The 25,263-nt window shown below is 65.8% G+C and carries 26 protein-coding genes; 8 read left to right on the forward strand and 18 right to left on the reverse strand.

Annotated elements, in window-relative coordinates; all coding sequences use genetic code 11:
- The first annotated feature begins 53 nt into the window (after window positions 1–53).
- The 6 genes from ACWPWQ_RS00250 (at window position 54) to ACWPWQ_RS00275 (ending at window position 4,781) form a co-directional block, all read left to right on the forward strand.
- Window positions 54–1,007, forward strand: coding sequence for a LysR family transcriptional regulator (locus ACWPWQ_RS00250; protein ID WP_454008728.1), 954 nt, complete (start codon window positions 54–56; stop codon window positions 1,005–1,007).
- Between the two features lie 128 nt (window positions 1,008–1,135).
- Window positions 1,136–1,747 (forward strand): LysE family translocator, encoded by a 612-nt coding sequence (locus ACWPWQ_RS00255; protein ID WP_454008729.1) that lies wholly within the window; start codon window positions 1,136–1,138, stop codon window positions 1,745–1,747.
- 19 nt (window positions 1,748–1,766) lie between these two features.
- A complete protein-coding gene (locus tag ACWPWQ_RS00260; RefSeq protein WP_454008730.1) occupies window positions 1,767–1,967 on the forward strand; it encodes a hypothetical protein in 201 nt (66 codons plus the stop codon).
- Window positions 1,968–2,177: 210 nt separating this feature from the next.
- The gene (locus ACWPWQ_RS00265; RefSeq protein ID WP_454008731.1) at window positions 2,178–4,025 is read left to right on the forward strand and encodes a peptidase U32 family protein; all 1,848 of its coding nucleotides are present in this window, start codon (window positions 2,178–2,180) and stop codon (window positions 4,023–4,025) included.
- A 124-nt stretch (window positions 4,026–4,149) separates the two neighbouring features.
- On the forward strand, window positions 4,150–4,479 hold the full coding sequence (locus ACWPWQ_RS00270) for a DHCW motif cupin fold protein (RefSeq protein ID WP_319917102.1): 330 nt from the start codon (window positions 4,150–4,152) through the stop codon (window positions 4,477–4,479).
- Window positions 4,480–4,523: 44 nt separating this feature from the next.
- Complete coding sequence (locus ACWPWQ_RS00275; RefSeq protein ID WP_205641158.1) at window positions 4,524–4,781, forward strand: DUF1272 domain-containing protein; 258 nt, start codon at window positions 4,524–4,526, stop codon at window positions 4,779–4,781.
- A gap of 191 nt (window positions 4,782–4,972) precedes the next feature.
- Here ACWPWQ_RS00275 and ACWPWQ_RS00280 read toward each other — a convergent pair whose 3' ends face one another.
- The 7 genes from ACWPWQ_RS00280 to ACWPWQ_RS00310 all read right to left on the reverse strand — a co-directional run bounded on the left by ACWPWQ_RS00280 (window position 4,973) and on the right by ACWPWQ_RS00310 (window position 11,300).
- Window positions 4,973–5,347 (reverse strand): cupin domain-containing protein, encoded by a 375-nt coding sequence (locus ACWPWQ_RS00280; RefSeq protein ID WP_041206310.1) that lies wholly within the window; start codon window positions 5,345–5,347, stop codon window positions 4,973–4,975.
- A gap of 347 nt (window positions 5,348–5,694) precedes the next feature.
- Window positions 5,695–6,171 carry a methylated-DNA--[protein]-cysteine S-methyltransferase gene (locus tag ACWPWQ_RS00285; RefSeq protein ID WP_454008732.1) on the reverse strand — a complete coding sequence of 159 codons (477 nt, stop codon included), beginning with the start codon at window positions 6,169–6,171 and terminating at the stop codon, window positions 5,695–5,697.
- Window positions 6,168–7,688: an AlkA N-terminal domain-containing protein gene (locus ACWPWQ_RS00290; RefSeq protein WP_454008733.1), complete on the reverse strand. Its 1,521-nt coding sequence runs from the start codon at window positions 7,686–7,688 to the stop codon at window positions 6,168–6,170. The genes ACWPWQ_RS00285 and ACWPWQ_RS00290 overlap by 4 nt, the downstream gene beginning before the upstream one ends.
- Before the next feature lie 140 nt (window positions 7,689–7,828).
- On the reverse strand, window positions 7,829–9,307 hold the full coding sequence (locus ACWPWQ_RS00295) for a carboxypeptidase M32 (protein WP_454008734.1): 1,479 nt from the start codon (window positions 9,305–9,307) through the stop codon (window positions 7,829–7,831).
- 106 nt (window positions 9,308–9,413) lie between these two features.
- Window positions 9,414–9,995, reverse strand: a complete 582-nt coding sequence (smrA, locus tag ACWPWQ_RS00300; RefSeq protein WP_454008735.1) for a DNA endonuclease SmrA — start codon at window positions 9,993–9,995, stop codon at window positions 9,414–9,416.
- Window positions 9,996–10,101: 106 nt separating this feature from the next.
- Window positions 10,102–10,251, reverse strand: coding sequence for a DUF3149 domain-containing protein (locus ACWPWQ_RS00305; RefSeq protein ID WP_081805766.1), 150 nt, complete (start codon window positions 10,249–10,251; stop codon window positions 10,102–10,104).
- A gap of 167 nt (window positions 10,252–10,418) precedes the next feature.
- Window positions 10,419–11,300: a TraB/GumN family protein gene (locus tag ACWPWQ_RS00310; RefSeq protein ID WP_454008736.1), complete on the reverse strand. Its 882-nt coding sequence runs from the start codon at window positions 11,298–11,300 to the stop codon at window positions 10,419–10,421.
- 70 nt (window positions 11,301–11,370) lie between these two features.
- Here ACWPWQ_RS00310 and ACWPWQ_RS00315 point away from each other — a divergent pair, with 70 nt between their 5' ends.
- A complete protein-coding gene (locus ACWPWQ_RS00315) occupies window positions 11,371–11,703 on the forward strand; it encodes a DUF1904 family protein (protein ID WP_139439700.1) in 333 nt (110 codons plus the stop codon).
- Window positions 11,704–11,970: 267 nt separating this feature from the next.
- Here the strand turns inward: ACWPWQ_RS00315 and ACWPWQ_RS00320 are convergent, their stop codons facing one another.
- The 10 genes from ACWPWQ_RS00320 to ltnD all read right to left on the reverse strand — a co-directional run bounded on the left by ACWPWQ_RS00320 (window position 11,971) and on the right by ltnD (window position 24,009).
- Window positions 11,971–12,801: an SDR family oxidoreductase gene (locus ACWPWQ_RS00320; protein ID WP_454008737.1), complete on the reverse strand. Its 831-nt coding sequence runs from the start codon at window positions 12,799–12,801 to the stop codon at window positions 11,971–11,973.
- Between the two features lie 115 nt (window positions 12,802–12,916).
- A complete protein-coding gene (locus tag ACWPWQ_RS00325; RefSeq protein ID WP_404837028.1) occupies window positions 12,917–14,317 on the reverse strand; it encodes an OprD family outer membrane porin in 1,401 nt (466 codons plus the stop codon).
- A 620-nt stretch (window positions 14,318–14,937) separates the two neighbouring features.
- Window positions 14,938–16,869 (reverse strand): methyl-accepting chemotaxis protein, encoded by a 1,932-nt coding sequence (locus tag ACWPWQ_RS00330; RefSeq protein WP_454008738.1) that lies wholly within the window; start codon window positions 16,867–16,869, stop codon window positions 14,938–14,940.
- Between the two features lie 59 nt (window positions 16,870–16,928).
- The gene (locus ACWPWQ_RS00335; RefSeq protein WP_454008739.1) at window positions 16,929–17,819 is read right to left on the reverse strand and encodes a DMT family transporter; all 891 of its coding nucleotides are present in this window, start codon (window positions 17,817–17,819) and stop codon (window positions 16,929–16,931) included.
- 86 nt (window positions 17,820–17,905) lie between these two features.
- On the reverse strand, window positions 17,906–19,411 hold the full coding sequence (locus ACWPWQ_RS00340) for a GntP family permease (protein WP_429107208.1): 1,506 nt from the start codon (window positions 19,409–19,411) through the stop codon (window positions 17,906–17,908).
- On the reverse strand, window positions 19,408–20,358 hold the full coding sequence (denD, locus tag ACWPWQ_RS00345) for a D-erythronate dehydrogenase (RefSeq protein WP_454008740.1): 951 nt from the start codon (window positions 20,356–20,358) through the stop codon (window positions 19,408–19,410). Before denD ends, ACWPWQ_RS00340 begins: the two co-directional genes overlap by 4 nt.
- 35 nt (window positions 20,359–20,393) lie before the next feature.
- The gene (otnI, locus tag ACWPWQ_RS00350) at window positions 20,394–21,167 is read right to left on the reverse strand and encodes a 2-oxo-tetronate isomerase (RefSeq protein WP_454008741.1); all 774 of its coding nucleotides are present in this window, start codon (window positions 21,165–21,167) and stop codon (window positions 20,394–20,396) included.
- A 61-nt stretch (window positions 21,168–21,228) separates the two neighbouring features.
- Window positions 21,229–21,861, reverse strand: a complete 633-nt coding sequence (gene otnC, locus ACWPWQ_RS00355) for a 3-oxo-tetronate 4-phosphate decarboxylase (RefSeq protein WP_404837023.1) — start codon at window positions 21,859–21,861, stop codon at window positions 21,229–21,231.
- On the reverse strand, window positions 21,854–23,104 hold the full coding sequence (gene otnK / locus ACWPWQ_RS00360; RefSeq protein ID WP_454008742.1) for a 3-oxo-tetronate kinase: 1,251 nt from the start codon (window positions 23,102–23,104) through the stop codon (window positions 21,854–21,856). Before otnK ends, otnC begins: the two co-directional genes overlap by 8 nt.
- Complete coding sequence (gene ltnD, locus ACWPWQ_RS00365; RefSeq protein WP_454008743.1) at window positions 23,101–24,009, reverse strand: L-threonate dehydrogenase; 909 nt, start codon at window positions 24,007–24,009, stop codon at window positions 23,101–23,103. The genes otnK and ltnD overlap by 4 nt, the downstream gene beginning before the upstream one ends.
- Before the next feature lie 256 nt (window positions 24,010–24,265).
- On the opposite strand from ltnD, the gene ACWPWQ_RS00370 reads away from it, so the two are divergent.
- Complete coding sequence (locus ACWPWQ_RS00370; RefSeq protein WP_202047020.1) at window positions 24,266–25,054, forward strand: DeoR/GlpR family DNA-binding transcription regulator; 789 nt, start codon at window positions 24,266–24,268, stop codon at window positions 25,052–25,054.
- 13 nt (window positions 25,055–25,067) lie between these two features.
- Here ACWPWQ_RS00370 and ACWPWQ_RS00375 read toward each other — a convergent pair whose 3' ends face one another.
- The gene (locus ACWPWQ_RS00375; RefSeq protein ID WP_139434185.1) at window positions 25,068–25,223 is read right to left on the reverse strand and encodes an entericidin A/B family lipoprotein; all 156 of its coding nucleotides are present in this window, start codon (window positions 25,221–25,223) and stop codon (window positions 25,068–25,070) included.
- Window positions 25,224–25,263: the final 40 nt, after the last annotated feature.

A 25,263-nucleotide genomic window follows, 5' to 3' on the forward strand; every position in this document is an offset into this window, starting at 1 on the left:
CCTTGTCTTAAGATGAGAGCCGAACCAGGCTCTCCCTTCCCGAGGTGTTGTCAGTGCACAAAGCGAATCTCAACCTCTTGCCCACCCTCAAGGTGCTGCTGGAGACCCGCAACATCAGCCGGGCGGCGGAGCTGCTGCATCTGAGCCAGCCCTCCATCAGCAAGCAGCTCGGCCAGCTTCGCAGCGAGTTTGGTGACGAGCTGCTGGTGCGGGAGGGACAGCGCTGGCTGCTGACGCCGCGGGCCGAGAGCCTGGCGGCGGTGCTTGCCGATTCCCTCGGTGCCCTGGAGCGGCTCTATGCGGCGCCCGAGTTTGCTCCCGAGCGCTGCGAGCGGGTGTTCCGGCTCGCCTCCTCCGACTACGTGGCCCAGCATATCCTGCCCGACATCTGCGCGGCCCTGGCCAGGGCCGCCCCCCTGGCGGCGCTGGAGTACAGCCTGTGGGACAAGCGCCAACTGCCGCAGCTGTGGCAGTCCGAGCTGGATCTGGTCTCCACCATCACCGAGCTGGTGCCGGATCAGATCCGCGGCCTGCACCAGGGGGAGGACAGGCTGGTGATGCTGATGGGGCGCCACCACCCGCTCTCGGGCACGGCGCCCAGCCTGGATGACTACCTCGCCTGGCCTCATCTGCAGGTGAGCGGCGGCGGCGACAAGGACAGCCCGGTGGAGCAGGTGCTGGCCCCCCTGGGGCTCTCCCGCCGCTGGTTCGCCCGGGTGCCCTTCTTCCAGGCGGCGGTGGAGGTACTGCTGCGCACCGACTGCCTGATGACCACCCCGGCCCACATCGCCTGGCAGCTCTCCCGGGAGCATGCCCTGAGTTTTTGCGATCTGCCCTTCGCCACCCGGGTCCAGCAGTATCATCTGCTGTGGCACCAGCGCCACCACCTGGATCCGGCCCACCGCTGGTTTCGCGAGCTGGCCTACCCCTTCCTGCGGGATCACCTGCAGCGCACCCTGGGGGAGAGCCGCAAGCAGCTGGATCTGAAGACGGACCACCTCCGCTAGGACAGTTTGTTATGCCAGCCTATAGCCGTTGGCTATGGACTCTATTCATAACTTTCACTTCTGGCATAGCTGGCCGCCTCCTACCCTGATCCCAGGTAGAGACATTCGACTAGAGAGAAGGAAAGGGTATGGAAATGACGAGTTGGCTGGCGCTCGCCGCCATTTGCGTGATGGGGGCCATCAGTCCGGGGCCCAGCCTGGCGCTGATCATCCGCAATACGGTGCAGGGAGGGCAGGGCCACGGGGTGGCCACGGCGCTCGGCCACGGCCTGGGGGTGGGGATCTATGCCCTGATCACGGCGCTGGGTCTCTCGCTGCTGATCACCCAGACCCCGCTGCTGTTTGATCTGATCCGCTACGGCGGCGCCGCCTTCCTCGCCTGGCTCGGGATCAAGGCGTTGCTGGCCAAGCCCGCCAGTGGCGACGCTGCCGACGAGGCGGTGCACGGTGCCCGTGGCCGTCAGGGGGCGTTCGAAGGCTTTATGGTGGCCTTCTTGAACCCCCAGCTCGCCATCTTCTTCATCGCCCTGTTCAGCCAGTTCGTGCACGCCGATACCGGCTGGCGCGAGGGGAGCATCATGATGCTGACTGCCGGCGGCATAGACGCGCTCTGGTACGTGCTGGTGGCCCTGGTGCTCTCTCGCGGGCCAGTGCTCTCCTGGCTCAAGGCCAAGTCCTTCGTGATCGACAAGGTGAGCGGCCTGGTGCTGTTGGGATTGGCGCTCAAGGTGGTGATCTGAGCGCTCCCGCGGTCAGTCCATGGCTCTCCTGGCTCAAGGCCAAGTCCTTCGTGATCGACAAGGTGAGCGGCCCGGTGCTGCTGGGATTGGCGCTCAAGGTGGTGATCTGAGCTCTCCCGCGGTCAGTCAGTGGCTCTCCTGGCTCAAGGCCAAGTCCTTCGTGATCGACAAGGTGAGCGGCCTGGTGCTGCTGGGATTGGCGCTCAAGGTGGTGATCTAGACCCGCGTCGGGTGCCAGCGTAGTCGGCACTCTCTCTGCTCCCTTCTCCCCTGGCGGGAGAAGGGCTGGGGATGAGGGGGCAGCCATATGTGCTTGTCCTTGTACCGGGTCAATCCTGCATTCTGCGGTGATCTTAAGCGGGATCAAGGCGAAGGGCGCCCGGTCTCGCTAGAGTGACGGGCATTTCTCGTCCGCCTTCAGATCAGACCCATGCAGGATCACACCCAGACTAACCGCCTCGAGCTGCTGGCCCCGGCCAGGAACCTCGCCTATGGCATCGAAGCCATCAACCATGGCGCCGATGCCGTCTACATGGGCGGCCCCGCCTTCGGTGCCCGCAGCGCGGCGGGCAACAGCATCGAGGACATCGAAGCGCTGGCCCGCCACGCCCACCGCTTCGGCGCCCAGGTGTTCGTCGCCTTCAACACATTGCTGCACGACCACGAGCTGGAGCAGGCCCGGCGCCTGACCCACCAGATCTACGAAGCCGGGGCCGATGCGCTTATCGTGCAGGACATGGGGCTGCTGGCCCTGGATCTTCCTCCCATAGCGCTGCACGCCAGCACCCAGACCGACAACCGCACGCCAGAAAAGGTGAAGTTTCTGCAGGATGTGGGCTTCTCCCAGGTGGTGCTGGCCCGGGAATTGTCCCTCGAGCAGATCCGTGCCATCAGCGCCCAGACCCGGGTGCAGCTGGAGTTCTTTATCCACGGGGCCCTGTGCGTCTCCTACAGCGGCCAATGCAACATCAGCCACGCTCGCACCGGCCGCAGCGCGAACCGTGGCGAGTGCGCCCAGCTCTGCCGGCTGCCCTGCTCCCTGCAAACCCCAGGGGGTGAGGTGCTGGTGGAGAACAGCCACCTGTTGTCCCTCAAGGACATGGATCAGAGCGCGAACCTGGAGGCGCTGATCGCAGCTGGCATCCGCTCCTTCAAGATCGAGGGGCGCCTCAAGGGACTGGACTACGTCAAGAATGTCACCGCCTGGTATCGCCAGAAGCTGGACGCCATCCTGGATAGGCGCCCCGAACTGGTGGCTGCTTCCGCCGGTCGTTGCAGCTACGGCTTCACACCGGATCCGAAGAAGAGCTTCAACCGGGGCAGCACCGACTACTTCCTCCATGGCCGCCAGCCGGGGATAGACGCCACCAGGAGCCCGAAATATGTCGGTGAACCCCTGGGCCGCGTCAGCAGGGTGACCAAGGATGGCATCGAGATCGACGGCAAGCCCGTGAGCCTCAACAACGGCGATGGCCTCGGCTTCTTCAAGCCGGGGGGCGAGCTGGTGGGGATGCGCCTGAACAAGGTGGAAGGCAAGCAGTTACTGCTGTCGGAGCGTATGCCGGGGCTGAAGGTGGGCACCGAGATCTTCCGCAACCACGATCAGGCATTCAGCAAGTTGCTGGAAAAGCCGAGTGCGGATCGCCGCATCCGGGTGGACATGCAGCTTGTCGAGTACGACGAGGGATTGCGACTCGAACTGGTGGACGAGCAGGGCATCGGCGCCGCCGTCACGCTCCCCTGCGACAAGCAGCCGGCCGACAACCCGGCGCGGGCGCTGCAACAGGCCCGGGACCAGCTCGCCAAGCTCGGCAACACCCTGTTTGTGGCACGCCGGATTGAGTTGGTGCTAACGAGGCCGCTGTTTATTGCCGCATCCGTGCTCAACGGCCTGCGCCGGGACGGCATAGCCGCCCTGGAGGCAGCCCGTCTGGCCGCCTACCGGCGACCCGAGCGGCGCATCCCCCTGAGCGACGTCATTTATCCCCAGCACTGCCTCTCCTACCTCGGCAACGTGCTGAACAGCGCGGCGGAGCAGTTCTTTCGCGAACACGGGGTGGGGCGTATCGCCCCCGCTTTTGAGGCGAACAAGGAGCAGGGGGAAGTGGTGCTGATGATCACCAAGCACTGCATCCGCTACAGCCAGCACCTCTGCCCGAAGGAGGTGCCCGGTCTCAAGGCCGAGCCGCTGGAATTGAAGATGGGCAAGGATACCTTCCGCCTGCGCTTTGACTGCCACCGCTGCGAGATGCAGGTGATGGGCAGCCTCAAGGGGTGATGGCTGCCCGTGTGGGCATAGGGCGGGGGCGGATTTGATGGCAGTATGAGGGGGCTGCCTTGTCACGGACGTCCCGTGGTGAGCCGCCTTCCCCAAGCCTTCCTCTGCTGACAAAGGAGCTGTCATGAATATCAACGAATTGCCATTTTGCACGACCCGCTGGGCCGACATCCCGCCGACCGAACACCAGGGGGAGCGCGGCGTCGCCCGCTGGCACACCCAGCAGTTCGGGGCGCTGCGGGTGCGGATGGTGGAGTACTCCCCCGGCTATCTGGCGGATCACTGGTGCAGCAAGGGGCACGTGCTGCTCTGCCTCGAGGGGGAGCTGCACACCGAGCTGCAGGATGGCCGCGTCTTCACCCTGACGCCAGGCATGAGCTATCAGGTGGCCGACAACGCCGAGCCTCATCGCTCTTACACCGAACTGGGCGCCCGCCTCTTTATCGTCGACTGAGCCGCGTGCTCTCCCGTTTCCCCTTGTGCTTCAGGATCTTGCCCATGCTTGAACTCAGACCCAACTGTGAATGCTGTGACCGGGATCTGCCCGCCGACACGGCGACGGCCTATATCTGCTCCTTCGAGTGCACCTTCTGTGCCGAGTGCAACGATCAGTATCTGCACCTTGTCTGCCCCAACTGCGGCGGCGAGCTGGTGAGGCGTCCGCGCCGCCCGGCGGCCAAGCTGGCGAACAACCCCGCCTCCCTCAAGCGCGTCTTCAATCCGAGTCTCAAGGCGACCCTGAGCAAGGGGCGCTAGGGCTGCCGGGCACGCATGCGGGCAAGCGGCACCATGTGAATTCTTGCCCACGGCGCCAGCCGTCAGGGGGAAACGGTATGGCTGTGGAACCATGGCGGGTGGACAAGACGAGGCTGCTGGGAGGTCTGTACCGGTGGGCGAGCGCCCACCGGTGGGTTCGGTCGCAACCCTGGCGGGTTGCCGACGACACACTATGGTTTGGCGAACTGATCGGCGCTGAGCACCTCTATGCCAACGAACGGCTGATCACCCTCGACCCAGGCATCGTGCCCCGGCGGTATGGTGTAGGACTCCCCGGCGTTGATGGTCTTGAGGGTGCCGTCTGCGAGACGGACCGTGAGTGACCCCGAGACGGCGTAACCCAGGTGCGAGAGCTGGCATTGCTCCGTCTTGACGACCGGTTTGATGCAGTCAGACCAGCGCCAGCCGGGGGCGAAGTTGAACCGCCCTATGGTGTAGCCATCGAGTTTGACGACCTCGACCCGGGTCTTGTCGGGGGTGCGCACCTCGTCTGGGGCGCCGTGGGACTTCACCTGGAATTCAGTGACGGTGACTGGAGTGGACATGTTTCCTCCTCGTTTCAAACGGATCGCGGCAATGGCAGCGATCGGATCGCCAGGAAACACGCCGTGATCTCGATAGTCAGCAAGCTGCCAACGCGCGGCGTCATCCCGGTATTCGAAGTATTCGCCCAAACTCCCGTCGGCGCCGTGGTTTGAGGCCCATGACCGGCAAGTATTCAACCCGGGGGCGGCGTCCCCGCTTTCACCTTCTCGGAGTCATCGGTATAACCGTTTTTTTTCAATCTCTTGCCTGGTTGGTGCCAGGCGAGGTGCTGTCTGGCTGTGCAGGCTGGTGAGATGAACGGCCAGGGGCCGGACGGCCCCTGGTTGTGGAGACACAGAGCCGTGGGTCAGCGCTGGATCCCCTCGAGGCGCAGCAGCGCCTGCTTGATGGGCAGGCCGCCCGCATAGCCGGTCAGGCTGCCGCTTTGGCCGATGACGCGATGGCAGGGCACTATGATCGACAGCGGATTGCGACCGTTCGCGGCCCCGACGGCGCGGCTCGCGCTCGGCTTGCCGATGGCGCGGGCGATGTCGCCGTAGCTGCGGGTCTCCCCATAGGGGATGTCGCACAGCGCCTGCCACACCGCTTGCTGAAACGCCGTGCCCCGCGCCGCGAGCGGCAGCGTGAAGCGCTGCAACCGGCCCGCGAAGTAGTCTCGAAACTCGGCGAGGAAGGGGGCGAGCGCCTCACCGTCCTGCCGCCAGTCGCTCATGTCGGGCAGCGGCCGCAGCCCTGCCACAAAGTCCACGTGTACCAGCCCCTGCTCATCGATGGCGACCAGCAGATCGCCGCAGCGGGTGGGCATAATGTCGTAGCGGATCATGGGGTTGTCTCCTTGGGTTCGTTGTCCGGGTGCGCCCGGGCCGGTTCTGCCAGCAGCGCGGGCTGCTCGCTCATGGCGTGCCACAGCCAGCTCGCGGCATAGGCGCGCCACGGCTGCCAGGGGGCGCTGCGCGCTTCCACCTCTTTGACCGGCAGCTTGGTGCCGCCTCCCAGCGCCTTTTGCAGCACGAGATCCGAGGCGGGGAAGGCATTTGTGTCCAGCCCGCAGCGCAGCCGCCAGTAGGCGACTGTCCAGGGCCCTATGCCCGGCAGCGCGAGCAGTTGCGCATCACTCGCGCCGCCAAGGGTGAGCGCGCCGCCCGCGAGCGCCGCGGCCAGCCCCTGCAGCGTGCGGATACGGCTGCCCGGCATGCCGATGCCGCCCAGATCCAGCGCGCACAGCTGGGCCGGGGTGGGCAGCTGCGCCACCCCGAATTGCGCCTGGGTGCGTGCCACCAGGCGCCCCATGATGGTGATGGCCCCCTTGACCGACACCTGCTGGCCGACGATGGCGCGCAGCATCACCTCGTATTCGTCCCAGCCCCCCGGCAGCCGCACCCCGGGCCAGCGCCCCTGTATCCGCGCCAGCAGCGGATCCTGCCCGAGCTGCTCGCCGATGCGCACCATGTCCGCATCGAGATCCCACATGCGGCGCACGCGATACAGTATGTCCGGCAGCGCACTCGGCGGCAGATCCTGCACCGTCAGCCTGAGCCTCTCCCCCTCGAGGGGCTCGATGCGAACCAGCCCCTCCTGTTCGCCGACCCGGTGGCGGCGCTCGTAGCCGTGCTCATCCACCCGCTCCAGCCCCGGAATGGCGCGCAGCCGGTAGAACGCGAGCATGGCCTGGGCATCGAACGGCGGGCGGTACATCAGTTGCAACTGCAGGCTCGCCTGCGGCGTCTGCGCCGGCGCACCGCCCTCCCGCTTGCGCAGGGCGCCCGGCGTCAGCCCGTACGCCTGTTGCCAGGCGTCGTTGAAGCGGCGAATGCTCGCAAAGCCAGACGCGAACGCGACGTCCGTGATGGGCAGTTGCGTCTCCGTCAGCAGCCGCTTCGCGAGCAGCAGGCGGCGCGTCTGCTCCACCTGTTTTGGCGAGGCGCCGAGGTGTTGCTCGAACTGGCGCCGCAGCGTGCGCTCAGTTATCCCGGCCTGCGCCGCGAGCGCGCCCAGGCTGTGCTCCGCGAGCTCGCCGCGCTCGATGCGCGCCAGCACCTGGGCGACCAGGGGCGGCATATCCCCGCTCTGCGCCGGTGCGAGCTCCGGGCGACAGCGCAGGCAGGGACGCAGCCCGTGCTGCTCCGCCGCCGCCGCGAAGCGAAAATAGCGCACGTTGTGCTCGTGCGGCGCCCGCGCAGGGCAGATGGGGCGGCAATAGATGCCGGTGGACAGCACGCCGGTGAAGAAGCGGCCGTCGAAACGCGCGTCTCGCGCGAGCCGCGCGGCATGGCACTGCTCGCGCGTGAGGCCGGGGATGATCTCGTCCTGGGGCGTTGGGACTGGGGGCGCTGTGTTCATGGCATGACTCGGATTTCTGTGGGCATGTCCCAGAGACTAAGCGGGGGCGAGAGGGGTGACTAGCCAAAAACGGACAGAGATAGCAAAAATAGTGGGGCAGGGGGAAAAGCGGGCGCGACGAGGGGCGCGCCCGGGAGCGGTTATTTCAGATAGCGCTGTTCGAGGTGCTTGCGCAGCCACTGCGGATTCAGTGCCTCGCCGGTCGCGCGACGAATGAGCTCGTCCGTGCCGTGCAGGCTGCCCTGGGACCAGATGTGGCGACCGAGCCAGCCAAAGATCTCCGGCAGGCGACCAGACGCCACGAGCGTGCCCATGTCGCCGAGTTCACGTTCCAGCGCGAAGCGCAGCTGCGCCGCGTACATGGCGCCGAGCGTGTAGCTCGGGAAGTAGCCAAACGACCCGTCCGTCCAGTGAATGTCCTGCATGCAGCCATTCTGGTAGTTGCCCTTGGTGGACAAGCCGAGCCACTGCTGCATCTTCGCATCCCACAGCGCCGGGATGTCCGCGACCTCGATGCGCCCCTCGATGAGATCGCGCTCCAGCTCGTAGCGCAGGATCACGTGCGCCGGATACGTCACCTCGTCCGCATCGACGCGGATGAAGCCTGGCTCGACCCTGTTGTACAGCTTCTCGAGGTTCGCCGGTGCGAGTGCGGCCTGCTCGCCGAAGTGCGCGCGGATGCGCGGCGCCAGCAGTGCGAGGAACGCGGGGTGATGGCCGAGCTGCATCTCGCAGAACAGGCTCTGGCTCTCGTGAATGCCCATGGAGCGCGCCTCGGCGACCGGCTGGCCGAGCAGATGGCACGGCAAGCCCTGCTCGTAGCGCGCGTGGCCCGTCTCGTGGACTATGCCCATCAGGCTGGAGACGAATTCGTCCTCGTTGTAGCGCGTGGTGATGCGCACGTCCGTCGGCACGCCACCGCAGAACGGGTGGCTGCTCACGTCGAGCCGGCCGTGTGCAAAATCAAAGCCGAGCAGCCCCATCACCTCCTGGCCGAGCGCCTGCTGCGTCGCGACGGGGAAGGGGCCGCTCGGGGTGAGGATGGCGTCGCGCTTCTGCCGCTCGCTCACGGTCTGGATGAGGCCGGGCAGCCAGCTCGTCAGATCGCCGAAGATCTGATCCAGCCGCGCGCTCGTCATGCCGGGCTCGTACAGCGCCAGCATGGCGTCATAGGGGCGCACCCCGAGCGCCTCGGCGCGCAAGGTCGCCACCTCCCGCGACAGGCGCACCACCTCCTCGAGATTAGGGGCAAAGCCCGCCCAGTCGTTCTCCTTGCGCTGGCGGCGCCAGGCGTGCTCGCACTTGCTGCCGGCCAAGGAGAGCGCCTCCACCAGCTCGCTTGGCAGCAGGCTCGCATCCTGCCAGTGGCGCTTGATCTCCGCGAGGTTCGCGCGCTGGGTCGCGTCCAGCGGCTCGCTCTCTGCCCTGGCAATCCAGTCGCCGAGCTCGGGGGCGGTGCGCTTGTGGTGGATCAGCACGCCGAGCTCCGCCATCGCCTCGGCGCGGGCCTCGTTGCCCCCCTCCGGCATCATGGCGGCCTGATCCCAGCCGCAGATGGCGGAGAGGTGGGAGAGGCGGTGCAGTTGTTGCTGATGTTGTTCGAGTTTCTGGTATGACATGGGATTGTCCTTGTTATCGTCCCTGATGGTATGCACCCCGTACCTGGCATGATCGGGGCTGCCCGATGCTAGCACTGAGCCGCGGGCGGGGGCCACCCTCAGGCGGTCAGGCGAGGCGCTTCTGGTGACGTTCGCGGTTCTCGGCCTTCTTGCGCTCGCTCTTTCGCAGCAGCACATAGAGCGCGCCGCTGCCGCCGTGGCGACGCTCGGCGCTGTGCATGGCCATCACCGCAGGCAGTTGCGGCAGCCAGGCGCTGACATGGCTCTTGAGCAGGGCGCGCGGGGTGCTGCGCTCCCCCTTGCCGTGCAGGATAAGCAGGCAGCGGATGTCCCGCACCTCGCACTCCTGGATGAACTGCACCAGGGCGGTTCGCGCCTCCTTGATGGTCTTGTGGTGCAGGTCGAGGGAGCCTTGCAGCTCGTACTTGCCGAGCCGCAGCTTCTTGTAGACCCCCTCCTGCACGCCGTCGCGCTTGAAGCCAACGATGTCGTGGGGATCCAGCATCTCGACCGCCTCCATGCCGAGGTGATCCAGATTGAGCTGTTCGGCGGTGGCGGCTTCCCGGCGCGCGAGTTGCGCCTCGGTCGGCAGGCTGTTGCCCGCAACGGGGGCTATGTGGTCGCTGCGCAGCGGCCGCACGTCGGCCACTTCCTGCAGGAACAGTGAGAGTTCGTCGTTATGAGACACGGCAGGCTCCCCGCATGAGAATGAGGGGGCATTATAGCGGCCCTGACCCGTGCTTAGAATGGCGGGCGGGGCGGGCTCAGGGGCCAGCACCCGGTGACGCGCCGGGTTATTGACCCTCTTTCGGCGGCTCGGCGTGCATCACCTTGTAGATGAAATAGACCGCATAGGCGCTGATCAGCAGGAAGGTGCCGATAATCACCAGCATGGACATCAGCCCCACGCTGTTGCCGAACATCAGGTTCATCCAGAATTCCATCTCGTCCACTCCTGTCATTGCGCGATGACAGGCATGATAGATACCTCTTTGGGTGGGGTGAGATGATCTCGATCAAGTCCCTCGGCGGTTATTTAATCGGCAACCCATTCTGTGAGCGGCCTCGCACCCGGCGCCCCGCCTGGCGGCAGGGGGCCGGTCTGGCGGACTCAGTTTGCCGCTGCGGGTTCGGTGAGCGGCGTGATGCGCCAGCCCTGCTGCTCCAGCAGCGCGAGCAGGCCCTGCTCGCCGTAAAGGTGCAGGGCCCCTACCACGATAAAGCTCTCGTTTGGCAGGTCGGGCCACTTCTTGACCCAGTTGCGGTTGCGCTCCGCCAGCAGGGTCTGCTCCAGCCAGGCTTGCAGCTTGGGCGGCGCCATCTCCTCCTTGAGCAGGTTGATCAGGGTGGCCTGATCGCCCTCCTGCCATGCCTTCATCACCGCATCGAAACCGGTCTTGAGCTCGGGCAGCTCATCCAGGGTGCTCTCCAGCATCAGGGTTTGGTTGTCACCGACGCTCGCGAGATAGCCGAGCTGCTCCAGCAGGGTCTCCAGCCCGACTATGGGTTTGCCGCCGTCGTTTGCCCGCCTGGCGAAGTGCTGATCCACCCCGAACTCGCCGCGATAACCGGTACGCTCCAGGGCCGCCTGGGTCAGGGTGATGGCCGCAAACCAGGGGCGCAGCGGCGCCAGCATGCTCTCGGTCAGACCGTTCTGGCCGGCGGCGATCAGGGTGCGCCGGTAGAGGTCGATGGGCAGGTGATCCTTGAGGGTCTTGCCATCCACCAGCCGGGTGATGGCCCCCATCTCCTGCCACTGCGCCTGGCTGATGTGGGTCATGTCCACCTCCATCACCAGGGCGCGGCTCTGCTGCCAGGCGCGCTCCACGGGATCCGGCAGGGGATAGAGGGAGGGTTTGCCCGCGTGGATGGACCCCAGCAGCCAGTGCTGTTCGCTGCCCTTGCTGATGCGATAGAAGGCCGGATCGGCAAAGGCGTTCAGCGGCAGCAGCAGCCAAAGCAGTAAGGAGAGCAGCGTGCGATGGAATCTCATGAGGCACCTTATGTGAGCGGGATCAGTGCTCTATGATAAGTCCTCATTTGTCACAGCCAAGAGGTTTCCCATGCCCCACCTTCGTTTTCGGGCAGTTTCTGTCGACACCCTGCAGCAGATAAGCACGCCCCTGCTGGCGGATCTCTGCGCCCTGACCGGCGGCAAGCCGGAGTTCGTCACCCTGGAGTGCGTGCCGAGCCAGTGGGTACGAGACGGCCAGCCCGAGGCCGGCTTCCCCTTCGTGGAGCTGGTCTGGTTCGAGCGCCCGCAGGAGATGCAGGATGCCGCCGCCGCCCTCATCACCCGCCATCTCAAGGCGGTGCTGGGGGAGCAGACCTATGTGGTGGTGCAGGTGCTGCCCATCGTCAAGAGCGCCTACTACAGCAACGGCCAGCACTATTGAACGCATGTCACGGCGGATAGAGCTGCGGTTCAGACGGTCAAGTCCAGGTGCGATAGCAACGGCCAGCACTACTGAGCGCATGTCACGGCGGATAGAGCTGCTGTCCAGACGGTCAAGTCCCGGTACGACAGCAATGGCCAGCACTACTGAGCGCATGTCACGGCGGATAGAGCTGCTGTTCAGACGGTCAAGTCCAGGTGCGACAGCAACGGCCAGCACTACTGAACAGATGCGGGTGCTTAGGCGGGGATCAGCCCCCGCCGGGGATCAGGCCGACTTGCCGAGGATCCGGTCAAGCCAGCGGCTCGGCAACAGGCGGCGCAGTATGCTGAACAGCCTGGTGGGCAGGGTGACCGGGTATCGATGCTTGGGGCGTTTGCTCTGCAGCGCGTGCAGCAGCGGCGGTATGCAGGCCTCGCTCGGCAGGGTGAAGCCGCTGGTGGCGCCCTCCTTCTCCAGCCGGGTCAGGGTCTGGCGATAGGCGCCCTGATGGCGGCTCTGGGCCGGATCTATGTGGCGCACGAAGGCGTCGCGGGCATTGGCGCGAAACCGGGTGTCGATGGGGCCGGGCTCGATCAGGCTGATGTGCACGCCGCTGCCCTCGAGCTCCAGGCGCAGGGTGTCTGTGTAGCCTTCCAGCGCGAACTTACTGGCGTTGTAGGCGCCGCGATACTTCATGGCCACCAGGCCAAGCACCGAGCTGTTCTGCACGATGCGACCCTCGCCCACGGCCAGCATGGCCGGCAGCACCTGACGAATGAGATGGTGCCAGCCAAACAGATTGGTGTTGAACTGCGCCTTGAGCGCCTCCGTCGGCAAGTCTTCCAGCGCGCCGGGCTGGCCGTAGGCGCCGTTGTTGAACAGCCCGTACAGACGTCCCCCGGCCAGGGCCAGCGCCTCTGCCGCCCCCCGCTCTATGCTGGCGGTGTCCGCCAGATCCAGTTGCACCGCCAGCAGACCCTGCTGTTGCAGCTGGGCGACATCCTCGGCCTTGCGGGCGGAGGCGATCACGGTGAAGCCGTGGGCGCCGAGCGCGTTGGCGGCGGCGAGGCCGATGCCGCTGGAGCAGCCGGTGATAAGCACGAAGGGGTGGGGCATGAAGATCATCCTGATTGGCGGCCAGCACAGGGCCGAAGATGGCATGGTAGCCCGAGCGCCACCAAAAACAAAACCGGGCCACGTGGCCCGGTTTTCGATCAGAACAGATGCCTGATTACATGATGGTGAACGGCATGATGATGTGGAACTTGACGTCATGCTCGGAGCTGAACATGTTCGGGTAGTACCAGCTGCCCTTGTCGTCCTGCTCGTTGTTGTAATCGGTGTAGTGCAGCTTGAACAGCGTGCCCTTCAGCTTGCCATCCTGCACCGTGTACATGACGTCGAAGTTGACGGCCCACTCTTTGCCCGGCTCCAGAGTGCCGTCGCCATTGTTGGCATCCCAACCGTAGGCACCGGAGACACCCGCGGCCCAACCCGGAGCACCGACCAGATCATCCAGGGTACGAGTGGTACCGAAGAAGACGGCCTTCTCTTCGTTGTGGTTCCAGTCTGAGCGGGAATCCCACCAGATCTCGTTCGCACCCTGGGAGTTGCCGTAGCCACGGGTCAGACGGGGCAGGTAGTTGCCCAGATCCCCTTCGGCCTTGGTGTACATACCTTCCAGGCGGAAGGAGTAGGGACCGGCTGCCCAGCTTGCGGTCAGGGCTTGTTGCCATGCCAGACCGTCATAGTCTTCGTTCTCGGTGTCTGAACCGTAGAACTGGTAGCTGGTGTTCAGGCCACCCAGCACGTCAAACTTGTGAGCCAGCTTGAAGTGGTAGCTGTCCATGTAGCCTTCGGACTGACCGAAGCCACCCGTGATGGCAGTGCCGTCTTCAAAGGTGTAACGGGCTGCCAGACCGTGGATGTAGTCGATCTTGTTCGCATCTGTGAAGGGATCGCTGGCATAGGGGCTGCTCTTGGAGAAGCCGGCGGTGTTCTTGAACCAGGGCGCCTTGTACTCATCGGCGATGGCGTAGGTCAGGTAGAGGCCGCCGAAGTTGCCTTCGATCTGGCCACCGCGGTAGGTACCGGGTTGATAGGACCAGTTGACGCCGAGGATGCCGGGTACATAGAGCTGGGTGTAACCACCCTTGGCGGTGACAGCGTCACCGAACTTGAGTTTCAGGGCGGCGGTGGAGAGGCTGAAGCCATTCTCGGGAACACCGTCACCACCTGAACCCCACTGGTCGCCCCAGAAGGAGAATTCGTTCTCTTCGTTGACCCCGTTGCTCTCGTCAACGGCCAGGTCATAGGCGCCAAAGCCGCCGACATCCAGCCCGACCATGCCCCAGGCATAGCCGGAGTTGTAGTTCAGGGCTGCCTGGGTGGTGGCATGGCTCAGGTTGGAGTGGTATTTGCCATCCTGACCCGGACCGGCCTGGACGCGATCACGCTCGCGCTGGAAGTAGAACAGGCCGCCTGTCAGCTTGCCTTCGTCGATGAAGGCTTCATAGGACTTGCCATATTCCGGGCTCATCATGTCTTGAGCCGCGGATGCCATGCCGGGGGCGAGCAGCGCCGCAACCACGGCGGCACTCAAAGAGGCGCGCTTGAAGATCACTTTTTCCATTTGTTATTGCTCCTGATTTTATGGACTTAGCTTTTTTTTCCGGCAGTCGGGCAGAGGCCCGCCGCTCGGCATTGGCATTGCAATCAACACCCCGTAGGGCAAAAAATTCTTGTCTGTGTCGTCCCCTGGTTCCCGAATGCCTTGGCGCATTGGCTAGGGGTCATCTGTATATTTACAGTCATTGTTTTTTATGTACCGACCCTTGGCGATCGGACACCACCAAGAGTACGTTCGCGGTGCGAAATATCAACCGGAAGTTCCCTTGAAGTTTCAAAAATATGACCGAGTGCAAATAATCATGATTCTTGATGTGGGCACTCCCAGCCCACTCATGTCGGCAATGAGAACGCTTTCAGGTGGTTTTTTCCGTTTACCTGGGGGGATCTTGACGTGGAAGCAGAACTTTCTTTGTTAACCTGACGGCAACATATAATTTTGTGTCACAAAAAAAGATGTCCGCCCTGCCGGGTCGGCGCCCCTGGCCGGGTGGCGTCGAGCCGACTCCCCGGCAGGGGTCACTGCATCCGGCAGGGCCGCGCGGGGGCGGACTTGAATGAGGGCAGATGAGGGGGCAGGCCCGGCGCACATAGGGACGCCGGGCCAGCCGAGGGGCGGCTGACTCAGGCCTGGCTCAGGATCCGGGGGATCTGCTGGGCCTGGTGGTGGATGTGCTCCGAGACCTGCACCGAGAGACGGCTGCCCTGGCGGGCGTGCTGGCTGATGCGGCCGATGAGGGCGGCGAAGCTGGCCAGCCTGTGCTCCTGGCTTCTGGCGTTGTCGGCCCCCTGCAGGGCGATGACGGCGGTGCTGCGCGCCATCTCCCGCACCGTCTGGGTGGTCTGGCGCAACTGTTCGGCCTGCTGGCGCTGCCCGGCCGCCTCCGTCGTGATGCGGGTCAGCACGGTGGCGAGCTGATCCCCCGCCTGGGTGAGGCTCGCCAGGATCTCGGTGATCTGGCCGAGGGAGCGCTGGGTGTCGGCGGAGAGGTGGCGCACCTCGTCGGCCACCACCGCGAAGCCGCGCCCCTGCTCGCCAGCGCGGGCCGCCTCGATGGCGGCGTTGAGGGCCAGCAGGTTGGTCTGCTGGGAGATGTGGCCGATGACGTCGACGATGGCGGTCACATCCTCCACCGAGCGGGTCAGCTGGGCCAGGGCGCCGCTGCTCTCGTCGATGGCAAGCCCGGTCTGGGCGGTGGCCGCCAGCATGCCCCCCACCAGTTGCTCGCTCTGGCTCATGGAGTGCTCGTTGTGCTGGGCGTGCTCCGCTATCTCGGCGGCGACCTGGTGCACCTCGCTGGCGAGCTGATTGAGCTCCTGCATCATGGTATCGCTCTCATCCACCGCCTGCTCCGTGGTGCGGGTGCTGTGATGGATCTCCTGCACCTGCTCCACCATCTCCTGCAGGCTGGAGGAGACGCTGGAGAGCTGGCCCGCCTTCTGTTGCTGATCCTGTTGCAGGCGCTGGATCAGGCGGTTGTAGCTCGCGACTATGTCGGCCAGCTCGTTGCGCTCGCGCCCCGTTGCCAGCAACTGCGCCTGACCCGTGGCATCGAGTTGCAGGAAGGCCGCCCGCAGTCGCAGCAGGGGCCTGACCAGCCAGCGGCGCTGCACCAGGGCGAACAGCAGGGCGACCACCACCAGGCAGAGCGCCAGGGAGCCGAGCACGGTGGCGAGCTCCCGGTTCATGGTCTGGCGAGCGGCGGCGAGCCGCTCACCCAGCTGCTCACCGGCCTGCAGCAATTGGGTGATGTCCTGCTGCACCATCTGGCGCGCCAGCTGCTGCTGTTGCAGCCCTTTGCTGCTGTTCTCGAGCTCCATGGGGTAGCGCTTGAGCAGGGAGACCAGCTCGGCTTTGGGCAGCTCCCCGAGCTCCTTGCGCACCGGCTCTCCCAGGGTGAACTCGTCGGCGGCGGTCTCCTCGAAGAGGTTCAGGCTCGGCAGGGCCGCCAGGGAATCCGCCTGCTTTTGCAGGGCGGCGAGTTCGAATTGCAATCCTTCGAGGCGCTTGGCGCTGGCCTGCTCCATGTAGTTCTGGCGCTGGTGGGCGAGGGCGGGCAGGGTCGCCAGTATGTCGGCAGCCCCCTGGCGATAGGCCTCGGCGCTGGCCGGATCCCGGTCTGCCTCCTGCTGGCCGTAACGCAGCAGCGCCCGGGCCTGGGTGCTCAGCTCGTTCTCGGCGTTTTGCAGCAGCCACTGGCTGTTGCCGGAGAGCTTGCCCGCCGCCAGATAGTCCCCCTCGATGCGTGCCCCCATCTGCTCGAGCCGGGCGCGCAGCGGGTCGGCTTGCTGCCCGTCCAGCTGCGCAAGCAGCGCGAGCGCCTGCTGGCGCACCCCCTGGGCCTCGGCCAGGCGCAGGGGATCGCCGCTGCCGAGGTAGTCGCGAAGGGCCCCCTGCAGGGGACCGCTCAGTTGTTGTTGCAGGCGCTCCTGCTGGCGCTGGGCCTGTTCGGCCCGATTGAACTGCTGCCAGCCGTGATAGAGGGCGGTGGCCTGAACGCCGGCCACCAGCAACAAGACGAGGGAAGAGAGGGAGGCATAATGGGCAATTTTCACATCTGAGTCCTGCTAGAAGCACGCAATGGGCGTGAGCTTAAGCAGGGGAGATGGCGTTTTTATGACAGCGGTTGTGCCGCTTTGCGGCTCCCGGGGGCCTTTACCAGCAAGCCGAGCAGGGCACCGCCCATGATGAGGGTCCCCGCCAGCAGGTGGCGCGGGGTGAGCTGCTCGCCGTTGAGCCAGACCAGCAGCAGGGTACTCAGCAAGGGGGTGAGGTAGGCCAGGGCCCCGATGCGGCGGGGATCCCCGTCTCGCAGCGCCAGATACCAAGTGACGAAGGCCGCCCCCATGGGACCGAGGGCCAGCCCGGCGATGAGCAGCCAGTCCCCCTGGGGGATCTGGGCGAATGGCAAGGGGCCTTCCAGCATCCATGCCAGCAGCAGGGCCAGGAGCCCCGCGGGCAGGCAGGCGGCCGCCGTGACCACGGCGGGGGCCGGGGGCAGGCGGCGGGAGAGCACCGAATAGGCGCCCCAGACGATGGCGGCGCCGAGGGCCAGCAGGTAGCCCGGCAGATGGGCCTGTTGCAGTTGCAGCTTGCCATCGACCATCACCAGCACCGAGCCCGCCAGACCCAGGGCCCCGGCCAGCAGATGGTGCAGGCTCAGGGGGTGGCCCGGCAGCAGCAATGGCGTGAACAAGATGATGCACAGGGGCCAGAGGTAGTTGATGAGGTTCGCCTCCAGCACCGGGGCGTGGCGAAAGCTCATGAACAGCAGCAGGTGATAGAGCAGCAGAGCCGTGATGGTCACCAGCCAGGTGAGACGGCTGGCGCGCCACTGGCGCCAGAACGGCAGGGTGCCCGCGCCGCAGAAGAAGAGCACCAGCCCCACCAGCACCAGGGGAGACACGCTGGTGATCCGGGAGGTGAGCGCCGCGAGGGAGGCCCACAGCAAGATGGTGAGCAGCGCAAAACCGGTGGACTTGTCCCACCAGGAAGAAGCAGACATCCAACACTCCTTTGCAAGATGAAGAAAAAAGAGGGCCAGTCTAGCAGACTGGCCCTCGTCACACAGCGTTGCCTTGACGGCGCGGGTCAGGACTCCCGGCTCGGGACGGCGCCGGCCGCCGGGGTCAGGGACTGCCCCTTGACGTACCAGACGATGAGCGCCAGCACCAGCAGCGGCAGCACGGGGTCGAACCAGGTGCCGCCGGAGCCGAACATCAGGTTCAGCAGGGCGACGCCGGTGCCGCCGATGGCCCAGGCGATGGTGGTCGGGATGGACCAGACGATCATCTGCTGCTTCACGTCGGAGATCCCCATCATGCGGTTGACCACCCAGAACAGGCTGTCGTTGAAGTAGCCGAAGAAGAGCGACCCCATGGTGGCGGCCTGGGCGGCCAGCAGCATGTTGACCCCGGGGATCTGCGCCAGTATGGGGGCGGAGATGGAGGCCGCCGTCACCATGGCCACTGTGCCGGACCCCTGGATGAGGCGCACCAGGGTTGCCACTATGAAGGGGATCAGTATGGGGGAGATGGGCAGCTGGGCTATCTGCTCGGCGAGCTGCTGACCCGCGCCGCTGTCGCGCAGCACGGCCCCCAGGGCTCCGCCGGCACCGGTCACCAGCAGTATGATGCCGGCCGATTGCAACCCCTCTTCGAGACGGGCGGCGGTGGCATGTCTGTCCATGTGCGGGACTAGCGTATAGACCGCCAGCAGCACGCTGATGGCGAGCGCTATGATGGGGGTGCCGATGAAGTTGATGCCCTGCACCAGGGGATTCGCCATCAGGCCGTCCATGCCCTCCAGGGTGGCCAGGGTGGTGAAGATGGCCTTGACGAAGATGAGCACTATGGGCACCAGGATCGGCAGCAGCGACAGGGTCAGGCTCGGCAGGGTCTTGCCCTCCTTCTCCTTGAGGTACTGCTCGTAGGTGGCTTGCAGCTCGTCCGGGGCCTGGGCTGCCTGGGCGCCGAACTCGGGGTACTTCTTGTCGAGCCACTGGGCATAGAAGACGATGCCGAGCACGCAGGGGATGGCCAGGGCCATGCCGGTCAGCAGCATGGCGCCGATGTCCACGCCAAACAGGCCGGCGACACCGAGCGGGCCCGGGGTCGGTGGCACCGTATGGTGGGTCACCACCAGGCCGCCCGCCAGGGCGACCCCCAGGGTCAGGATGGAGCGCTTGCCGCTTTTCGCCAGCGCCTTGGCCACCGGATAGAGGATGACGAAGGCGGAGTCCACGAAGATGGGGATGCTGACGATGTAGCCCGTGATGGCCAGGGCCCACTCCTCGCGGCGCTTGCCGAGCCACTTGATGAAGCTGTAGGCGATCTGCTCGGCGGCGCCGGAGACCTCAAGCAGGCGACCCATCATGACCCCCAGGCCAATGACGATGCCGATGCTGCCGAGGGTGGAGCCAAAGCCCTGGGTGATCACGGTGAGGGTCTTGTCGATGCTCATGCCGCCGGTGATGCCGGCGATGCAGGCCGCCGCCAGCATGGCGATCAGGGCGTGCACCCGGGTACGGATGACCAGGAACACCAGCACGAAGACCGCGATGATGAGACCTATGATGGGGGTTGGGATGTCGCTCATGATGCCTCCTGCATGTCATGGGTGATGAAACTGTCGATGATGTCGGCAAACGTCCTGTCTGCCGCGAAGCCGAGGGCGCTGGCCCGCTGGTTGTCGATGCGTCCCGGCCAGCTCGCGACTATGCGCTCGATGGCCGGATCGGCGGCAAACTGCACCCTATCCCGGGCCGCCTGGCCACCGGCCAGGGCGAGGGCCTCCAGCATTTCGCCGACGGTGACGCTGATGCCGGGCAGGTTGATGCTGCGGGCGTCACCTGTGGCGGGAAGTCTGGCCGCCAGCAGGAAGTTCGCGACCACGGTGGCGGGGCTGGAGAGCCAGAGGCGCAGATCCGGGCTCACCGGGCAGAGGGCGCTCTCCCCTTGCAGCGGCTCGCGGATGATGCTGCTGACGAACGACGAGGCGGCGCGGTTCGGCTTGCCCGGCCGCACGCAGATGGTGGGCAGGCGCAGTACCAGACCATCCACATAGCCCTTGCGGCTGTAGTCGTTGACCAGCAGCTCCCCCATGGCCTTCTGGGCACCGTAGGAGGAGGTGGGGGTGAGCGCCGTGCCGTCATTCACCAGCGCCGGCAGCGGGCCGCCATAGACGGCGAGCGAACTGGTGAAGACGAAGCGGATGCCGGGGCGGGCATGGCGGCAGGCCTCCAGCAGGGTGCGGGTGGTGTCCAGGTTGACCTTCCAGCCCAGATCGAAGTCCTGCTCCGCATGGCTGCTGACGATGGCCGCCAGGTGATAGACCACGGCGGTCCGCTCGCTGATGAGGGACTCGGCGACACCGGGTTCGGTGAGGTCGGCCCGCAGGCAGCGAACCCTGGGGTCCGGCAGGGGGGATTGCGGCTGCTGGATGTCTACCAGCAGCAGCTCGGTGAAGGGGTGGGGGCCTTGCAGCAGGGCCCGGGCCAGTTTCTGGCCCAGGAAGCCACCGCCGCCGGTGATGATGATCTGCATCTTGTTATCCTCAGACTCGTTCATGTTCAGGGTCGTTATTGTTGTGTCAGCCAGCCCAGCCCTTCCCGGGTGCCGGCTCTGGGGTTGTACTCGCAGCCTATCCAGTCGTGGTAGCCCGCCTGCGCCAGCACCTTGAACAGGTGGGGGTAGGCGATCTCCCCCTCGTCCGGCTCGTGGCGATCCGGTACCGAGGCGATCTGGACATGGCCGATGGCCGGGCCCAGCTTGCCGATGAGACGGGTGAGATCCCCGTCCATGATCTGGGCGTGGTAGAGGTCGAGCTGCACCCCCACGTTGGGTCTGTCTATCTCCTGCACCAGGGCCAGGGCGTCGAGCTGGTGGGCCAGGAAGTAGCCGGGCACGTCCCGATCGTTGAGCGGCTCGAGCAGTACCTTGATGCCGTCTTCGGCCAGGAAGTCGGCGGCGAAGCGGATGTTGTCGATCAGGGTCTGGCGGTGGGCCGAGAGGCTATGAGCAGGGTCCACAATGCCGCTCATGGCGTGCACCTTGGTGCAGCCGAGCGCCAGGGCGTAGTCACGGACGGTTGGCAGGTGGGCGCGAAACTCCGCCTCCCGCCCCGGGATGGCGGCCATGCCGCGCTCCCCCGCGCCCCAGTTGCCCGGCGGCATGTTGAACAGGGCCTGGGAGAGCCCCTGCTCGCGCAAGCGGCGGCCAAGCTCGGCGGCCGGCCACTGGTAGGGGAAGAGGAACTCCACCGCGGCGAAGCCTGCGTCGCGGGCGGCGGCGAAGCGCTCCAGGAACGGCAGCTCGGTAAACAGCATGGTGAGATTGGCGGCAAACTTGCTCATGGCGTGATGCTCCTCAATGCGTTGTTTTTGTATCGGGTCAGAGGGGTGATCCAGGGCTGGCTCATGGTTTCATCCTCCTCAATTCATCGATCTCTGGTTCGCTCAGGTAGCGGATGGAGTGGCCATGGAGCATCAGTGCCAGGCGCGCCGTCTCCTCCAGCTCTTCCATGTTGTTGACCGCATCGACGAGATCCTTGCCCGTCACCACTGGGCCGTGGTTGGCCAGCAGGAAGGCGTTGCCCTCGGGGGCGCGGCGCCCCAGCTCCTCGGCGATGCGGGCATCCCCCGGCCTGTAGTAGGGGATGAGCGGCAACTGGCCGACCCGCATCACGTAGTAGGGAGTGAAGGGGCGGATGACGTTGGCCGGATCCAGCCCCTCCAGGCAGGAGAGGGCGGTCAGGTGGGTGCAGTGCAGGTGCACCACGGCCCGGCAGTGCGGATTGTTGTGGTAGATGGCGAGGTGAAATGCCACCTCCTTGGAGGGGCGATCACCCCCCAGGTGCTCCCCCTGCAGGTTGACGTGAGAGAGCCTGTCGGCGCTCAGACGTCCCAGGCAGGAGCCGGTGGGGGTGGCGATCAGGGTACCGTCCGGCAGCAGGGCGGAGAGGTTGCCGGCGCCCCCGGTGGCATAACCGCGCTGGAAGAGGGAGGCCCCCAGCATCACCATGGTGTCGCGCAGTGCCTGTTCAGTCATGGAAGTACTCCTGAGCCTTGTCGAAGAAGTCGTCGCTCCCGAAATTGCCGGACTTGAGGGCCAGCGACAGGGGGGCGTCGATGGCCCGCACCCAGGGCACACCGGGGGCGATTTGCGGGCCTATGTGGAACGCCTTGACGCCGAGGGCCTGGGTGACCCGGCTCGAGGTCTCGCCACCGGCGATGATGAAGCGGTCCACCCCGGCGCCTTGCAGCAGTTGGGCGAGGCGGGCAAAGCAGTGCTCCACCGCATCGCTGGCCGCCTGCTGGCCGTGGGTCTCCTGAATGCGGGCCAGCTCAACCGGGCTGGTGGTGGCGTAGACCAGCGGCGCCGGGGACAGGGGCTGGTCCAGCACCCAGCGCGCCAGCTCGGCCGGATAGTCGGCCTCTTCGAGGCCGCGCACCACGTCCAGCGCCAGGGCGGGGGCGTGCTGGCGATAGCGGGCCACCTGGCGGTTGGTCATCTCGGAGCAGGAGCCCGACAGCACAGCGGCGCGGGTGCCTCTGGGCCAGCCCGCTTCGCGGGCACCCTGCTGATCGCCGCTGCCAAGCTGACGGGCCAGGCCGATGGCGAGGCCGGAGCCGCCGGTCACCAGGGGCATGTGGAGGGCGGCGGTGGCGATGTCCAGCAGGTGCTGCTCGGTCAGGGTGTCGACCACGGCGTAGCGCACGCCAGCTTGTGTTAGCTGCTCGAAGGCGTCGGCAATGGCGGCGGCACCCTGCGCTATGGTGGTGAACGGCACCAGACCGGCGCGGCCAGCGGCCTGCCCCTCCATCAGCCGCAGCAGGTTGCTGTCGGTCATGGGGGTGATGGGGTGGTGGCGCATGCCGGACTCGGCCAGCGGCTGGGCACCGACGAAGAGGTTGCCCTGATAGACGGTGCGACCGTTCACTGGCAGGGCCGGGCAGATCAGGGTGAACCGGCTCTCCAGCGCCGCCAGCAGGGCGTCGGTGACCGGGCCTATATTGCCCGTCGCCGTACTGTCGAAGGTGGAGCAGTATTTCTGGTAGATGCGCGGGCAGCCGCGGGCCTTGAGCCAGGCCAGGGCCGCCAGGGAGTCGCGCACCGCCTCATCGGCCGGGCAGGAGCGGCTCTTGAGGCTGATCACCACTGCATCGACCCCGGTCAGATCCGCCGCTGTCGGGATGCCGGCAAACTGGATGGTGGAGAGGCCGTTCTCCACCAGGAAACCGGCGATGTCGGTGGCGCCGGTGAAGTCGTCTGCGATGACACCGAGTTTCATGCTTGCTCCTCCTGACCCGGCAGCTGGATGCCGGAGAACGTCTTGATGACGGCGCTGTCATCTTCCTGGCCGTGCCCTGCGTTGCTGGCGTCGAGGAACATGTTCAGCGCGGTGCTCGCGAGCGGCAACGGGAAGCGCAGCGCCTTGGCGGTGTCCGCCACCAGGGTGAGATCCTTGACGAAGATGTCCACCGCGGAGCGGGCCTGGTAGTCACCGGCCAGCACCCGGGGCATGCGGTTTTCAAACATCCAGGAGTTGCCGGCGGCATGGGTCACCACGTCATACATGAGATCCAGGGAGACGCCGGCCCGGCTGGCCAGGGCCATGGCCTCGGCGGCCACCGCGATGTGCACCCCGGCCAGCAGCTGGTGGATGATCTTGACCGTGCTGCCCTGGCCCGGTTCGCTGCCGACCCGGTAGAGCTTGCCGGCCACTGCATCCAGTACCGGGGCCAGCTTGTCGAAGGCGGCGTCTGAGCCTGCGGCCATCACCGTCATCTCGCCGGCATCGGCCTTGATGGCGCCCCCGGAAACCGGCGCATCCAGCATCGGCAGCCCCAGCTGCGCCAGCTCGGCGGCCAGGGCGCTCGCCTCTTCGGCCGCTATGGTGGAAGAGACCATGATGGCGGTGCCCGGTTTGAGGTGGCGGGCCAGCCCCTCTTCGCCGAGCAGGATGCGGCGCACCTGGGTGGCGTTGACCACCAGCAACAGCACGGCATCGAGGGTCTCGGCCAGGGGTCTGGCATCGGCCATGACGGCGGCGGCACCGGACTGCTGCAACTGGCTGCGGGCCTGCTCTCTGAGGTCGATGCCATAGGTGGTGAGCCCGGCCCGCAGGCAGGAGCGGGCGGCGCCCATGCCCATGGCGCCCAGGCCGATGACCGCAACATGATAGGGAGTGCTCATCTCGTGATTCCTCGATTACGACTGATGAGCCGATAGTAGAGGCTTGCGGCGATGAAATATCAGGCAGGTGTCACAAAAAATAACTTATTGTGTGTTAATTTTTGTTATTTCTGAGGGTTGAGATTCTTTCGAGTCAATAAATGGCGCCATTTTTGTGAGAAAATGTGATTTGTGAGCTCGTTTCAGGTTAATTATCATTTTTTCCCAGGTCGCTGGGGTAGAATGGCGCCTTCCCTTCCCCGAGGTGCGAGGCAAGATGATTCCCGTAGAGCGACAGCAACGTATCCTGCAACTGCTGGCAGAGCGCGGCGTGGTCAGCATAGTGGAGCTGACCGACTGGTTGCAGGTCTCCCACATGACCATCAGGCGCGACATCCAGAAGCTGGAGGAGCAGGGGCGGGTGCTCTCCGTCTCGGGCGGGGTCAGCCTCTCCCAGCGGATCAAGAGCGAGCCCTCTCACGCCACCAAGCGCAGCCTGATGCAGGGGGCCAAGCTGGCCATCGCCCGGCTCGCCGCCGCCCAGGTGAGCGAGGGGAGCACCGTCTATCTGGATGCCGGCACCACCTCCCTGGAGCTGGCCCGGGAGCTGGCGCTGCGGGAAGATCTGATGATAGTGACCAACGACTTCATGGTGTGCGCCTACCTCATCGAGCACGGTCGCTGCCGCCTCTATCACACCGGGGGCCAGGTCATTCGCGAGAACCAGTCCTGCGCCGGTGAGGCCACCGCCCACTTCCTGCGCAACCTCCATCTGGACGTTGCCTTCCTCTCCTCCTCCTCCTGGGACGGGCAGGGGATCTCCACCCCGAGCGAGCAGAAGGTGCCGGTGAAGCGGGCCGTGGTGGAGTCGGCGGCGACCCGCATCCTCATCTGCGACTCGTCCAAATATGGCAAGGTGGGCACCTTCAACGTGGTGGGCTGGGATGCGATCGATCAGGTGATCACCGACGAGCAACTGCCCCAGAGCGCCCGGGAGGCGCTGGCGCAGCACGGGGTCAGGGTGACCATGGCGCCGCTGGCCAGCCTGGCCTCCGGCGTCGAGTGACTGTGTCAGCCTGTCACTCTTTGCCGGCCTGAGGCTCGCTCGTCAGGTTGGCGGATCCCTGGATCACCTCGCCCGCCTTCTCTATGTCCCGTCCCACCCCGTGGATGGTGTTGCAGCCCAGCAACCAGAGGCTGGCACAGAGCACCAGCAGGGTTCGATTCTTGTTCATGCTTCCTCCTCGCCGGCGCCCGGTCCGGGGCCGGCCTCCA

It is taken from the genome of Aeromonas sp. Marseille-Q7275 (genome assembly GCF_965119515.1).